Genomic DNA, 13,897 nt, shown 5'->3' with positions numbered 1-13,897 from the left:
AAGATGCGCTAGCCATCGCAGAAAAAGAAAATAATCAGAGCAGCATTGCTAATTCATTAGGGATGTTGGGAGATATCGAGCGAAATCGCGGCAATTGGGATGAAGCTGAGAAACTCTACCGCCAATCTTTGGCATTGAGAACAGAATTGGGCAATCGCTCGGGCATGGCAACTTCTTGGGTATTTTTGGGAGATATCGAGCGAAAACGCGGCAATTGGGATGAAGCTGAGAAACTCTATCGGCAATCTTTGGCATTGAGTACAGAATTGGGCGATCGCTGGGGCATGGCATATTCTTGGGTATTGTTGGGAAATATCGAGCGAAAACGCGGCAATTGGAATGAAGCAGAGAAACTCTTCCGGCAATCTTTGGCATTGAGTACAGAATTGGGCGATCGCGAAGGGATGGCATCTTGTTGGGCATCGTTGGGATATATAGAGCAATGTCGCGGCAATTGGGATGAAGCTGAGAAACTCTACCGGCAATCTTTGGCATTGAGAACAGAATTGGGCGATCGCCAAGGGATAGCAATGTCGATCGGCTGTCTGGGAGAAAATGAACTCCGTAGAGGCAATCTAGATACAGCAGAACAACTGTTAACAGAAGCTTTAGAAAAAATGCAAAAACTGGGGATGACTTGGCATATTGCCAAAGCTAACTACGATTTAGCACGCCTTGAGCGAAAGCGCGGCAACACAGAAGTTGCTCAACAACATTACGATACAGCACATCAAATTTTTCAACAATTGGGAGCCGCCAAGGATTTGGAGAGAATCGATCGAGAATGGCACAGCACCGATTAGAACAGGGATATCGGATTGAAGGAGGCGATCTTTGCTAACAACAAACACGTCAAACATTCAGTCCGGCAGGGGTTGAAACCTGCCGGACTTCGGGAGAAAGAAACAGCCCTGGGGGGTGAGGGGGAATCTGGTGCTTAGGCAATATCAACCGATAACTTTCTTAATCAAATCCAACTTACCTAGATAGGGAGCGTAGCGCCATTTTAAGTCAAGTAAAAATGACTTTTGCAGCACGCTTTTTTGATGCGAAAAGGTGTCAAAACTTGCTTTGCCGTGATAGGTGCCGATGCCGCTGTCGCCAACTCCGCCAAAAGGTAAAGTTGTTACTCCGACTTGCATAACCGTGTCGTTGAGACAAACTCCCCCCGAAGAAGTTTCCCGCAAAACTCGCTCTTGTTTCTCTTTATCCTTCGAGAAGAAATACAAAGCTAGGGGTTTGGGACGGGCGTTGATTTGGGCGATCGCCTCTCCGAAATCATCATACTCCAAAACTGGCAAAATCGGCCCGAAAATCTCATCTTTCATCACAGGCGCATCCCAGGAAACCTTGTCTAGAACCGTCGGTGCAATATATTTATCTTCCGGGTTTGTTTGACCGCCGACGACAACTTCTCCGTCTTTGATAAACTCTGCCAAACGTCCTAAATGATGCTGATTGATGATTCGGGAATAGTCGGGACTTTTCTGCGGGTCGTCGCCGTAAAATCCGTGAATTGCTGTTTTAATTGCCTGCATCAAATCCGGTTTAACTTTTTTATCAACTAACAGGTAATCGGGAGCGATACAAGTTTGACCGGCATTGATAAATTTGCCCCAGGCAATGCGTTTAGCAGTGTATTCAAGTTGAATATCTGAGTCTACAATGCAAGGACTTTTGCCGCCTAATTCTAATGTGACAGGTGTGAGGTGTTTGGCGGCGGCTTGCATCACTATTTTACCGACTTTTGTGCCTCCGGTAAAGAAGATATGGTCGAATTTTTCCGCTAATAATTGTTGACTGGTTTCGACTCCTCCTTCGACGGCGGCTACATAAGCGGGATCGAAGGTTTTGGTAATCAAGTCGGCGACAACTGCCGACGTGTGCGAGGCGACTTCTGAAGGTTTGAGGATGGCGCAGTTGCCTGCGGCGATCGCCCCGACTAAAGGTGATATCATTAGCTGAAATGGGTAATTCCAAGGCCCGATGATTAAAACTACGCCCAAAGGTTCTGGGTAAATGCGGGCCGATGCTGGAAATTGCTCGATCGAAGTAGGCACTTTTTTCGGCTTTACCCACGATTTAACGTTTTTGATGGCATAATTAATGTCTGCGATCGTAGCAAGTTCAAAATAAGCCTCGTACTCCGGCTTGTTCAAATCAGCGTTGACAGCATCCACAATTCGTGATTGATTGGAAGCGATCGCACTTTTGAGATTCTTGAGTTGTTCGATCCGGAAATCCACATCTTTAGTTTTCCCAGTCGCAAAAAATTGCCGCTGCTGCTGGATAATATCGCTGACTCTGATTACCATATTTAGTCCTCCATGTCTATCAATAAATGTTACAACAGGAAAACGGAACTTGGGTAAAGTGCGATCGGTGTTAGATCCCCGACTTCTTCAATAAGTCAGGGTTCTTGGCTTTACAAATCATTGAGAAATGCTATAAATTAGAAGCTAATAATTGTGGAACTGACAACGGAGTTCGCTTATGAAAATATCTAAGAACGATTTTTTTTTCTATTCCTGCTGGCTGCTTTGTTTGTTTGCAGTAGCAGGATGTACCTCTAAGCCCCAAAAGCAAGTTGTCATCTGCTCGAAAGACTTTACCGAACAAGCCATTCTCGCAGAAATTTTAGCACAGCACATCGAAGCTAAAACAGATATTAAAGTAGAACAAGAACAGAATCTCGGAGGTTCGCTTTGCCATCAATCCCTAACAGCAGGTAAAATCGACTTATACGTCGAATACACGGGTACTGCTTACGCCAACATACTTAAACAAAAGCCCATTTCTGACCCCAAAAAAGTCCTCGATTACCTCAAACAAGAATATCCCAAACAGTTTAAAGCAGAATGGACGGAACCGCTGGGATTTAATAACAGTTTTGCGATTATTGTGCGGGGAGATCAGGCTAAAACACTCAATTTACAAACTCTCTCGCAACTAGGCAAAGCTGCACCAAAATTGCGCGCTGGTTTCGGCCCAGAATTTAACGAGAGAGAAGATGGATTGACCGGATTGGCTAAAACTTACGGGATTAAATTTCGAGAACAACCGAAGGAATTGCTGTTAGGATTGCTTTATGAAGCGCTGCAACAAAAACAAGTAGATGTGATTGCTGGTAATACGACGGACGGTTTGATTCAAAGTTTGGGTTTAGTAGTGCTGAAAGATGATAAAAACTATTTCCCGCCCTACGAAGCAGTTCCGGTTGTGCGATCGCAAATTTTGGAAAAATACCCGGAATTGCGCCCTGTAATCGCAGAATTGGGCGGCAAAATCTCCGAGGAAGATATGCGTAAACTAAACTATCAAGTTGACGGGGAACAGCAGGAAGCGGGACAAGTGGCGCGGGAGTTTTTGCAGCAAAAGTTGGGCGACTCAAAGCCAGTAACTCCGGCGAAATAAAGGGTTTCATTGCTCTGGTTGTTTGCGGAACCGTATTGTGGTTAGCTATACTCATATAAATAAATGAAGGTATAAAGCTATGACAACTGTCAAAACTGCTATCTCATTGCCAGCATCTTTATTTGAACAAGCCGAAACATTAGCTGGCGAAATGGAAATTTCGCAGAGTTTTTTGATCGAAATAGCGCTTGAAGAATTTATCCGCCGCCGCGAAAATCAACAATTGTTAGAAAAAATTAATGCTGCTTGCGAAGCACCTCTCTCTGAAGAAGAACAATTTTTGCTTCGCAAGATGAGTCGCTCTCATCGCAAGATGGTGGAAGGCGAATGGTAATCAATATTTTCCAAGTTGCAAAACAGCAGCTTTTATTGCTTCTATCTGCGACTCTGCAACTTCAACCGTAATTGCTTCGACCTTGAAACCATCTAAGCTATAACCATCTTCTTCACCTTCAGGCATCTGGTAGTGTTCGACAATAGTTGCTGTAGCACCTTTTTTTAGACCGTACTTAGGGATGTCTTCTCGCAATGCTACCTGTGAAAACAGTTTAAATTTCATGGGGGCTTAACCTCTTGTCAGCGAGTGGTAATATCAAATCCGGTGGCATCGGAATTAATATTATCCACAGTCAGGAAACGGCAGTGCCGCTTCCCTACAATTAATCGGGCGATAGTTACATCTGGTGCGATCACTCCGGGCGTTCCGCCCCGCAAGCTACGATTATTTTAGGGTAGGGAAACGGCATTGCCGTGTCCTCCCTTACTTAAGTCCCTTCACTCAGCCTGCGCAAATTCAAAATATCGCTCATCTTTTTAATTTGCATACAAGTCCGCTCGAACTGTTCCTTATCCTCAATATCCATGCACAAGTCAATTAATGCGGGCAAACCGGGATAGGTTTTTACTTGAGCGCTGCGAACGTTTACTTTGTTGTCCTTCAAATGCGACAATACATCGTTTAGAACTCCGACTCGATCGAGCGCCTCAATTTGAATGTTAACTGCATAAGTATTCGGACGGCTACCATTGCGCTCGCTAGAATTCCAACTCACAGGAACTAACCGATCCCCAGGTACACTCTCAACATTTGAACACCCTTGCCGGTGAATCGAAATTCCGCGAGTGCGAGTCACAACTCCAATAATTGCTTCCCCGGGAATCGGACAACAACAGCCGGATAAATGGTACAGCAAGCCCTCTACACCTGCGATCGGCGATTTGCTCGGAGACGAACTCGGTACTGGTTTCGGTGTCGTCGATGCAGGTATTAGCTGGGGCAATTCCTGTCCTCCTCCGGGAGCAGCTTCAATTTTTTGCTGCACTTTTACTAAATCTCGCAGTCGATTTACTACGAGATTTAGGGTAACTTCGCCGTAGCCCAAACCGGCGATTAAATCTTCGACGCTGTGGTAGTTGCAGCGCTGAGCCACAGACTGCATGGGTTCAGATTTCAGCAAAGATTCCAAGCCGTTTTTACCTAATTCTTTTTCCAGCAATTCGCGCCCGCGAGCGAGGTTTTCATCTCGGTGCGATCGCTTCAACCACTGACGAATTCTGTTTTTTGCTCCGTTTGTCTTGACAAAATTCAGCCAGTCGGAACTCGGATGACCATTTTTTTGGGTCAAGATTTCTACAATATCGCCGTTCTTTAAAACCTTATCTAGTGTTACCATTCGCCCGTTGACTCTGGCACCGGTGCAGCGATTGCCAATTTCTGTGTGAATGCGGTAAGCAAAATCTACGGGAGTTGACCCGCTATTGAGAGCAATCACGTCTCCGTTAGGAGTAAAAACGTAAATATCTTCGTCGAATAAGTTGTCCTTAATGCTTTGTAAATATTCCTGATCGTCTTTGAGGTCGCTTTGCCATTCTAGGAGTTGCCGCAGCCAAGTAAATTTTTCGTCATCGCCGGTGACTGTTGTGTTAGAACCGCCAGTTTCTTTGTATTTCCAGTGCGCGGCAATGCCGTATTCTGCAATGTGGTGCATTGCTACGGTGCGAATTTGCACTTCGATGGGGCGGCCGCTGGTTCCGATTACTCCGGTGTGCAAAGATTGATAGCGATTCGCTTTTGGTAAACCGATATAATCTTTAAATCGGCCGGGAATCGGGCGGAAAGAATCGTGGACGATCGCCAAAGCACGATAACAGTCATCATTGCTTTCTACTATGATCCGCACCGCAGCAATATCGTACACTTGCTTAAACCCTTTTTGGCGGCGCTGCATCTTCCCATAAATCCCGTACAAATGTTTGGGACGGCCGCTGACTTCATAGCATTTAATGCCTAAATTGTCAAGCCTTTCTCGCAAACTATCTGTGACTTCTGCGAGTTGAGTTTCTCGATCGGCCCGCTTCTCGGCCACCAATTCCTGAATTTCGCGGTAAGCTTCGGGTTCCAGGTATTTAAACGCTAAATCTTCCAATTCCCACTTAAAGCGCCCGATACCCAAACGGTTCGCCAGGGGAGCAAAAATCTCTCGGGTTTCTAGAGCAATACTGCGCTGCTTTTCCTCGGACAAATGCTCCAAAGTCCTCATGTTGTGCAGCCTGTCTGCCAGTTTGACAACAATGACGCGAATATCTTTAGCCATTGCTAGGAACATTCGGCGGAAATTTTCAGCAAGGCGCTCTGTTTTGCTGGAAAAGTTAAACTTAGAAAGCTTGGTGACACCTTCAACCAACTGTCGCACTTCCGCGCCGAACCGCTGTTCTATTTCTTCGAGAGTAATATCTGTATCTTCAACAATGTCGTGGAGGAAGCCGGCGGCAATCATGACGTTGTTGCCGCCCATATACCGGAGTATTCCAGCGACAGCTACCGGATGGCAAATGTAAGGTTCTCCAGATTTGCGGTACTGTCCTTCGTGCAAGTCGCGGGCAAATTCAAAAGCCCGACAAATTAAGCTGTTGTCAGTCGAGCAATTCGGGTTAGGGCCAGCATCAGGCTGCGATGGAGCATTCATGCATTCTTGCAGCCAATCGGGAACTACAGCAGGATCGATGGAATGAGAGGGAGTCAGAGTGTTCGCGTTCATGAGGTACACCTTTAAAACTTAGAAATACAAATGGTTAAAAGCCGGCTTTCGGTTGAATTGCCGAAATTATGTGTTTAGCTATACTAAACTAATTGAATGCCACAATTTGCAATTCAAAAAAATAGTCGATTTTTGTGTTAACTATACCTATCTAATTCCGAGTCGCCCCCCTCTCAGGTAGGAAAATATAGTGATACCACTGCCACCACGGTCTGTCGATCGGGTAAAATAAGCATATTTTGGCGGTAGCAGTTGAGGTAGCTGGCGATCGGCATTCACAGGCAACGCTAAACTAAAAGCATGAGCCAGAAGGGTTTAGTCAGGGAACTCTATCAGAAAAAGTTCTCAAAAAACAGGGAATTGCTGCAAAAACGCACGGCTTCCCTTAATACGAGCAAACCTTAAGCAAGAATCTACTTTGATTATAAATACAAATTTGTTTACAAAATCATGATATTGTCCGAAGACCGCCGCCAGTGCTACCAAGAATTACAGCAAGCACTAGAACAACTACAAAGAACTGCTGCACAGGATAATCTGGATCGGGCAGCGCTGGCGATCGAATACAGAAAAGTGCAACAATTTTTCGGAAACCAAATTATGAGAGCCGAAAGCGATGAGTTAGACGCCTCAGACACACCCCCAGAGCAGTCCTATTTGACTGAAATTCACAAGCAACTGCGGTTATTGGGGACAGATGTCACGTTTTTGCAAGCGTCGCGCCAGCCAGCGACAGCAGAGGCGAGGCAAACTGCGGCGATCGCGCGGCTCAACACGCTAATTGGCTACTGCGGCGCGCTGCTGCAAAAAAATTCTGGTTCTTCAGGGCCCGCCCAGATACAGAATTAATAATTGAATTAACAGGGAATTGAGAAGGCAAGGAGAAATAAAGCGGTGGAATGTCCAAAATGTAAACATCCCAACTTAGAAGGCGGCACCTTAGCCGGCAGTATGTCGGTGCAGTGGTGTCCAAACTGTTACGGTATCTGGATTCCAGGCAGAGAATACGAAGCTTGGCAGAAAGAGCAGAGCCAGTGGTACAACAAATCCCAGAAGCCAGAGGCGGCAGGCACTCTCGGCATAGAATTCACGCCGTCTCCCTACGACAGCAAAGCAGCGCTGTGTCCCGAAGACGGTCACTATCTGTCGCGGGCGAAAGTTCCCTTCAGCAGAGTGCCCTTTTACATAGAGCGCTGTATGTTGTGCGGGGGCATTTGGTGCGATAACGGCGAGTGGGACATTCTCGAAAGTCTGGGATTCCACACCGAGATTGACAAGATGTTTTCTCCCAATTGGCAAGCTAAGGCCCGCGTGCAAGAACTCGCCTCTCGGGAACGTCAAGTGCTTACTGAGAAGCTGGGGCCGGATATCGCCGGATATGTGTTGGAACTCGCGGAAGTTTTAGCAGACCATCCTCACGCAGATTGTGCGGCTACTTACATACTGCGGAGAGCTGAGTTGAAGCGAAGGGAAATTTAGTCAGTTGGCTGTTGACAGTTGACTGTTGACGGTTGACTGTTGACTGTTGTTAGTAAGCGGTTGGTCGGTTAATGATGTAGTGATAAAATCTTTGTTTGTAGCAATTTCTATTGGTATTTACAAACAGCATATCGGTTTCTTGCCAATAACTAATAAGTCCTGAACAATACTAATAACTAACAACTAACCGCCAGTATATTGATAAATAATAAATAACAACAGTCAACAGTCAACAGTCAACAGTTAACAGTCAACAGTCAACAGACAACAGACAACAGACAACAGACAACAGACTAAGGACTAATGACTAATGACTAATGACTCTTCTCTATTTTCAGTTGACAATCTGCGAGTAGCTTATCCTCAGCGGCGGGGCCAATCCGGTTGGGCCGTTGACGGCGTTTCCCTGACGCTGAAACCGGGGGAAAAGCTCGGATTAGTTGGGGAGTCTGGGTGCGGTAAGTCAACTTTGGGAAGGGCGGCGATGCGGTTGCTGCCGGATTCAACGCTGATTGAGGGGCGAGTTAGTTTTGCTGGAGAGTCGGTGTTTGACATGAATGCTTCGCGGCTGAGACGGTTTCGGGGCGAAGCTGTGGCATTGATTTTTCAAGATCCGATGACTCGTCTCGATCCTTTGATGACTGTCGGGGAACACTGCATCGAGACTTTGCAAGCTCACATACCGAATTTGGATCGCAAGCAAGCTAAGAAACGGGCGATCGACATTTTGGAAGCTGTAAAAATTCCGGCGTCTCGCTGGTCGCAATTTCCCCACGAATTTAGCGGCGGAATGCGGCAAAGAGTAGCAATTGCTTTGGCTCTTTTGCTCGATCCTAAATTAATTGTGGCGGACGAACCGACTACAAGTTTGGACGTAACTGTCGCCGCCCAGATTTTGCAAGAATTAACCAGACTTTGCGCGGAACGGGGAACGGCTATTTTGTTGATTTCTCACGATTTGGCGATGGTGGCTGAGTATTGCGATCGCATTGCGGTGATGTACGGCGGCAAAGTCGTAGAAACAGGGCCGGTGAAAAACGTTTTTGAACAGCCTCAGCACGAATATACTCGATCGCTCCTCAAAGCAGCTTTGCACATTCAAGCTGATTCGGACAAAGGGTTAGCATTCGAGGAAATCAGGACTGAAGTCGTTACTGCCAACTTAACAAATTCTCCTCTTTTGACAGTGACGGATTTGCAGCAGCACTACAATTTAGAAAGCAATTTATTAGATCAGTTATTTGCTAGGAATCGCCAGGTAATTAAAGCAGTAGACGGTGTTAGTTTAGAGCTACAACGGGGAGAAATCCTAGGGCTGGTGGGGGAGTCCGGCTGCGGCAAAAGTACCTTGTCACGCACGATTTTGCAGCTAATAACTGCGACTGGCGGCAAAGTTGAATTTCAAGGGATAGATATAACTGCCCTGGGTCGCGATGCTGTGAGGCAGCACCGCCGCGAAATGCAAATGATATTTCAAGACCCCCATGCTTGCCTGAACCCGATGATGACTGTCGGGCAAAGTATTGCTGACCCTTTGTTTATTCACAAATTAGCTAATGCGCGCGAAGCTAAAAAAGAAGTAATCCAAATGTTAGAGCGGGTGGGTTTAAGTCCAGGGGAGGATTTCTTTCGTCGCTATCCGGGGGAATTGTCGGGAGGACAACAGCAGCGAGTTTCGATCGCCCGCGCTTTAATTACTCGACCGCAACTGATAATTTGCGACGAACCCGTGAGTATGCTGGATGCCAGCGTGCAGACTCAAGTTTTAGAGCTGATGTTGGAGTTGAAGCAGGAATTTAATTTGACTTATCTGTTTATTACGCACGATTTGTGGGTGGCGAGATTTTTTTGCGATCGTATTGCGGTAATGAATGCTGGAAAAATTGTTGAAATCGGTAAGACTAGGGATATTTTTACTAATCCGCAGCACCCTTACACTCAGCAATTATTGCAGGCAGCTCCTTTACTGGCTCGAACTAAATAAAAAGGCCTAAAATTGGGGCGAACAGATACTAAAATTGGGGCGAACAGATATCAGCCACTAAAATCACTCACCGGCTTCTAGATGGATTTCGGAAATTTCCGGTTAAATTGGTTAAAGTGAAGGCAGACATTTCAAATCATCCCACCGACACCAAGCACCATATGCCAGAATCTGACCTAGGCAGTTTTGCGGTGGCACCCGAAGCCTCACTCCCGATCGCAGAAGATGAAGACACCGAGATCGATCGTCCGACCGTAACTCGGTCGTCAGCATACAACAACTGGTCTGCCGACGATCCAGTGGGAGCTTTGTTCAAGGAAATGGCTCGGTATCCTCTACTGACAGCAGCCGAAGAAGTAGAGTTGGCGCGCCGCGTTCAAGAATTGGTAGCCCTGGATGAAGTAGAACAGCGTTTGCAGCAGGAATTGGACAGAGTGCCGACAAAAGCTGAACTCGCAGCGGCTTTGGGGATAAGCGAAACTCAACTGCAACAGCTTCGCCACCAGTGTCAGTCGGCGAAACGGAAAATGATCAGCTCGAATTTGCGCTTGGTGGTTTCGATTGCCAAACGCTATCTTAATCGGGGCGTGCCTTTTCTCGATTTAATTCAGGAAGGAGCTTTGGGTTTGAATCGGGCAGCCGAAAAGTTCGATCCGGAGAAGGGCTACAAGTTTTCTACTTATGCCTATTGGTGGATTCGCCAAGGAATTACCCGGACAATTGCCAATCAAGGGCGGACGATTCGCTTGCCTGTTCACATTGTCGAACAGTTAAATAAACTCAAAAAAGTTTATCGAGAGTTGAAGCGTTCTCTTCAACGCAATCCAACTGAAACTGAACTTGCTAGAGAAATGCAAGTTACTTGCGAACAGCTTCGCTACCTCCAGCAAGTACGTCGGCAATCTTTGTCTCTCAACCACCGCATCGGCTCAGAAGAAAGTTCGGAACTTTTGGATGTTCTCGAAGATAACGCGACGCAATCTCCCGAAGCTCAGATGAATGAGATGATGATGCGCCAAGATATTTTGGAGGTGTTGGACAGTATTTTGACTGAGCGGGAAAAAGAGATTGTTGCTATGCGTTACGGTTTGCTGACCGGCGAACCTTACACTTTAGAAGAGGTCAGCAGTTTGTTCAATTTGTCGCGCGAACGAGTCCGTCAAATTCAAAATAAGGCAATGCGAAAGCTGCGCCGCCCTCAAGTGACGGAACGATTGAAGGGCTGGTTGAAATAAGAAAAAAAATTTGAGTTTGCATTTTGAAAAATCTTAAAATTATTGTGAGGGGCACTACGACACCGCCGTAAATATGCTGGTTCAAGGTGGAAAAGCTTAATTAAAAATTAAAAATTAAAAATGTCTGGATGTGGTATTTTTAATTGTTGATTGTCGCGTACTACTTACTTATTTATGTCTTCTGAGGTAATTTTGCGCCCAGCTACCCGCGCCGACGTGCCGGTGCTGTTTGATTTGATTAAAGCTTTAGCTGAGTACGAAAAATTATCTCATGCCGTTACTGGCAATGCCGTTAATTTGGAGCATCATTTGTTTGGCGATCGACCTTTTGCGGAAGCGATTTTAGCCGAGTGCGAAGGTCGAGTTGTGGGCTGGGCGCTGTTTTTTTACAATTATTCTACTTTTTTGACTCAGCCGGGAATTTATTTGGAAGATTTGTTTGTGCTGCCTGAGTTTCGAGGGCGGGGAATTGGCAAGTCTTTAATAGTTTATTTAGCGCAGTTAACAGTAGAAAGGGGCTGCGGGCGTTTGGAATGGAGCGTTTTGGATTGGAATGAATTGGCGATCGGATTTTACAAGGGTATCGGTGCTGATGTAATGCCCGACTGGCGGATTTGCCGGGTTGCGGGCGAGTCTTTGGCAACTTTGGCATCGAAACAATTCAGGGCGGGCTAGAAGCCCACCCCACAAAAAATTCATCTGTTGTGGAACAGGCATCTTGCCTGTGTGTGGAACAGGCATCTTGCCTGTGTGTGGAACAGGCATCTTGCCTGTGTGTGGAACAGGCATCTTGCCTGTTAAGCTAAAATGCCACACTCCGCTTAATTAATACCGACCTACTTAATTGACAAAAATATAGGAAAATTTAAATAACAGTAGATTTTGATTGAGAGAGTAGATCGTGATTATTTGGGTAAACGAGCAAATCGATCCGTCGGGCCTTCTTTATTCTTGTATTGCTTGTTGCAATGAGAGTCAAGCGAAGGATTGCCACGAATCTTTTGAGAAGAATTTGACGGCAGAGCAAAAAGAGCAGGGCTGGGTTGCTACCTTGCGCACTGTTAGTTCTTGGGATGAAGTCCCTGTTAATGCTTTGAAATTGAATTAATGAGTGCAAGTCATCAGCAGCTTTAGTCTGGCCGTATTTCCGTTCGACCGAAACGGCACGAAAACGTTGGGCATCACTTCGGAAAAGGCAAGATAACTCGATCGCACATTTGTCAAATTCAAAAAGGTTTTGTGAATGTGAAGGTAAAAAGCTGCAAGCATTTGGGGCTGCGAGTCTGAGAATTTTGCCCTACAAGGTGCGGGAATTGGGGCAGAAATTTTCGGGCCCGCAGTGCTGCGAACAGGCTAGGACGAAAAAGGATGCAAGTGCGATCCTCTTCGAGGGTTCCGCTAACGAGAATTCGCATTTCTCAAACGGACTTTAGCATTACTATTAATAGATAAAGACATTTCAAATTGTCAAGTTAAATTTTTATGGTTGAAACCTTATTTCACGCTTATACCCCTCTAGTTATCTGGACGGGCTTGGGACTGCTGCTGTTTCAGTACATCCCAGTTAATTTTCCCAAGCTGCTGAGCTACTTTCTTTTCTGGATTGGGATACCGCTGCAAATACTAGTTTTAGCCCGTCAAAGCGATTTTTCGGGTGCTGTGGGATTCACGCCGGCGATCGCCATATTCGTGTTATTTCTGAGTACGAGTTGTGCTTGGCTGACTTGGGTATTATTGCGCAGGCTGAGTGCGGCCCACATGAAAAAGCCCTATTTTCAGGGCAAAAATTCTCTGGTAAATTTATTATTATTAAATTTTAATTCCCTGAAGCGATCGAGCCAAGGGAGTTTTATCCTAGCTGCGATGTTAGGGAATACGGGGTTTGTCGGATTAGCAATCACCCCCTCTATCATCAGCACCGATAACAACAACTGGGCTGTGTTGTACAGCGTCACTAACAACGTGATCGGAACCTACTGTTTCGGTGTATTTATTGCTAGCTATTTCGGGAATTCCGAACAAAAAAATCACTGGTGGACTCAGCTCCGGGATGTGCTAACAGTTCCCGCGCTGTGGGCATTTTTAATTGGTTTTTTAACCAGAAATATCCCCCTGCCCCAGACAGTGGAATCGGGATTGCACACGGCAGTTTGGGTGGTAATTGCCAGTGCTTTACTGCTGGTTGGCATCCGGCTGAGGTCTATTAAGAAATGGGAAAGTTTTGAACTAGCGTTAATCCCGTCGCTGTTAAAAGTGGTAATTGTGCCGGTGCTGATCGGATTGGGTGCTAGTTATTTTGGATTTAGCGGCGATCCGAGGTTGGTGTTGGTGTTGATGTCGGGAACACCCACAGCTCTTTCCGTGCTTATTTTAGCAGAAGTCTACGAGCTCGATCGCGATTTGTTAGCTAGCAGCATCGCCATCTCTTCTGTCGGGTTGCTGTTGATGCTTCCGCTGTGGTTAGCTGGGTTTAGTTGAAGGTGGACGATAGCGTGGGAGTTAGAAACCGGGTTTCTTCACTAAATCGGGCGTGAGAATTCCAAGACGATCGCAGAAAGCCAGTTTCTTGGATTTTGGGGCGCGTGGGAGTTAGAAACCTGGTTTCTTTTCAAAATCTCGGTAAGGATGCGTAAATTATCGCAGAAACCCGGTTTCTTCTGGGGGGGTGACAACCCCGTTAGAAGCTAGACAAGGTAAGGCGTTGACCCACTTGTGGTAAAAAAAGATAGGCCCGTTCAAAGTACCGA

General features: G+C 46.1%; 14 protein-coding genes. 10 read left to right on the top strand and 4 right to left on the bottom strand.

Features of this window, described 5'->3' with window-relative positions; all coding sequences use genetic code 11:
• A partial coding sequence (locus E5S67_RS28670) for a tetratricopeptide repeat protein (protein WP_172192397.1) occupies positions 1-803 on the top strand: 803 nt, incomplete at its 5' end.
• Between the two features lie 144 nt (positions 804-947).
• Here the strand turns inward: E5S67_RS28670 and E5S67_RS28665 are convergent.
• A complete protein-coding gene (locus E5S67_RS28665) occupies positions 948-2,315 on the bottom strand; it encodes an aldehyde dehydrogenase (RefSeq protein ID WP_172192395.1) in 1,368 nt (455 codons plus the stop codon).
• Between the two features lie 178 nt (positions 2,316-2,493).
• On the opposite strand from E5S67_RS28665, the gene E5S67_RS28660 reads away from it, so the two are divergent.
• Together E5S67_RS28660 and E5S67_RS28655 are read left to right on the top strand one after the other, a co-directional pair.
• A complete protein-coding gene (locus E5S67_RS28660; protein ID WP_172192393.1) occupies positions 2,494-3,414 on the top strand; it encodes a glycine betaine ABC transporter substrate-binding protein in 921 nt (306 codons plus the stop codon).
• 79 nt (positions 3,415-3,493) lie between these two features.
• The gene (locus E5S67_RS28655; RefSeq protein ID WP_172192391.1) at positions 3,494-3,748 is read left to right on the top strand and encodes a hypothetical protein; all 255 of its coding nucleotides are present in this window, start codon (positions 3,494-3,496) and stop codon (positions 3,746-3,748) included.
• On the opposite strand, the gene E5S67_RS28650 is transcribed toward E5S67_RS28655, so the two are convergent.
• Positions 3,749-3,973, bottom strand: a complete 225-nt coding sequence (locus E5S67_RS28650) for a DUF4926 domain-containing protein (protein ID WP_172192389.1) — start codon at positions 3,971-3,973, stop codon at positions 3,749-3,751.
• 205 nt (positions 3,974-4,178) lie between these two features.
• A complete protein-coding gene (locus E5S67_RS28645) occupies positions 4,179-6,452 on the bottom strand; it encodes a RelA/SpoT family protein (RefSeq protein WP_172192387.1) in 2,274 nt (757 codons plus the stop codon).
• Between the two features lie 450 nt (positions 6,453-6,902).
• On the opposite strand from E5S67_RS28645, the gene patD reads away from it, so the two are divergent.
• From patD to E5S67_RS28615, 6 genes are all read left to right on the top strand, one after another.
• Positions 6,903-7,301, top strand: a complete 399-nt coding sequence (patD, locus tag E5S67_RS28640; protein ID WP_172192385.1) for a heterocyst frequency control protein PatD — start codon at positions 6,903-6,905, stop codon at positions 7,299-7,301.
• A 45-nt stretch (positions 7,302-7,346) separates the two neighbouring features.
• The gene (locus E5S67_RS28635; protein ID WP_172192383.1) at positions 7,347-7,931 is read left to right on the top strand and encodes a zf-TFIIB domain-containing protein; all 585 of its coding nucleotides are present in this window, start codon (positions 7,347-7,349) and stop codon (positions 7,929-7,931) included.
• A 310-nt stretch (positions 7,932-8,241) separates the two neighbouring features.
• Positions 8,242-9,915, top strand: a complete 1,674-nt coding sequence (locus tag E5S67_RS28630) for a dipeptide ABC transporter ATP-binding protein (RefSeq protein ID WP_172192381.1) — start codon at positions 8,242-8,244, stop codon at positions 9,913-9,915.
• 161 nt (positions 9,916-10,076) lie between these two features.
• Positions 10,077-11,150 (top strand): RNA polymerase sigma factor, RpoD/SigA family, encoded by a 1,074-nt coding sequence (locus E5S67_RS28625; RefSeq protein ID WP_172192399.1) that lies wholly within the window; start codon positions 10,077-10,079, stop codon positions 11,148-11,150.
• Between the two features lie 174 nt (positions 11,151-11,324).
• The gene (locus E5S67_RS28620) at positions 11,325-11,825 is read left to right on the top strand and encodes a GNAT family N-acetyltransferase (RefSeq protein ID WP_172192379.1); all 501 of its coding nucleotides are present in this window, start codon (positions 11,325-11,327) and stop codon (positions 11,823-11,825) included.
• A 226-nt stretch (positions 11,826-12,051) separates the two neighbouring features.
• Positions 12,052-12,258, top strand: a complete 207-nt coding sequence (locus E5S67_RS28615) for a glycogen debranching protein (RefSeq protein WP_172192377.1) — start codon at positions 12,052-12,054, stop codon at positions 12,256-12,258.
• Here E5S67_RS28615 and E5S67_RS28610 read toward each other — a convergent pair.
• Positions 12,255-12,419, bottom strand: coding sequence for a hypothetical protein (locus tag E5S67_RS28610; protein WP_172192375.1), 165 nt, complete (start codon positions 12,417-12,419; stop codon positions 12,255-12,257). The genes E5S67_RS28615 and E5S67_RS28610 overlap by 4 nt on opposite strands.
• A gap of 213 nt (positions 12,420-12,632) precedes the next feature.
• Here E5S67_RS28610 and E5S67_RS28605 point away from each other — a divergent pair, with 213 nt between their 5' ends.
• The gene (locus tag E5S67_RS28605; protein ID WP_172192373.1) at positions 12,633-13,628 is read left to right on the top strand and encodes an AEC family transporter; all 996 of its coding nucleotides are present in this window, start codon (positions 12,633-12,635) and stop codon (positions 13,626-13,628) included.
• Positions 13,629-13,897 lie beyond the last annotated feature (269 nt).

The organism is Microcoleus asticus IPMA8 (assembly GCF_013179805.1).
Taxonomy (GTDB): Bacteria; Cyanobacteriota; Cyanobacteriia; order Cyanobacteriales; family Microcoleaceae; genus Microcoleus; species Microcoleus asticus.
Note: the sequence above shows the minus strand (reverse complement) of the source record. Positions and strands in the feature narration are given on the sequence as shown.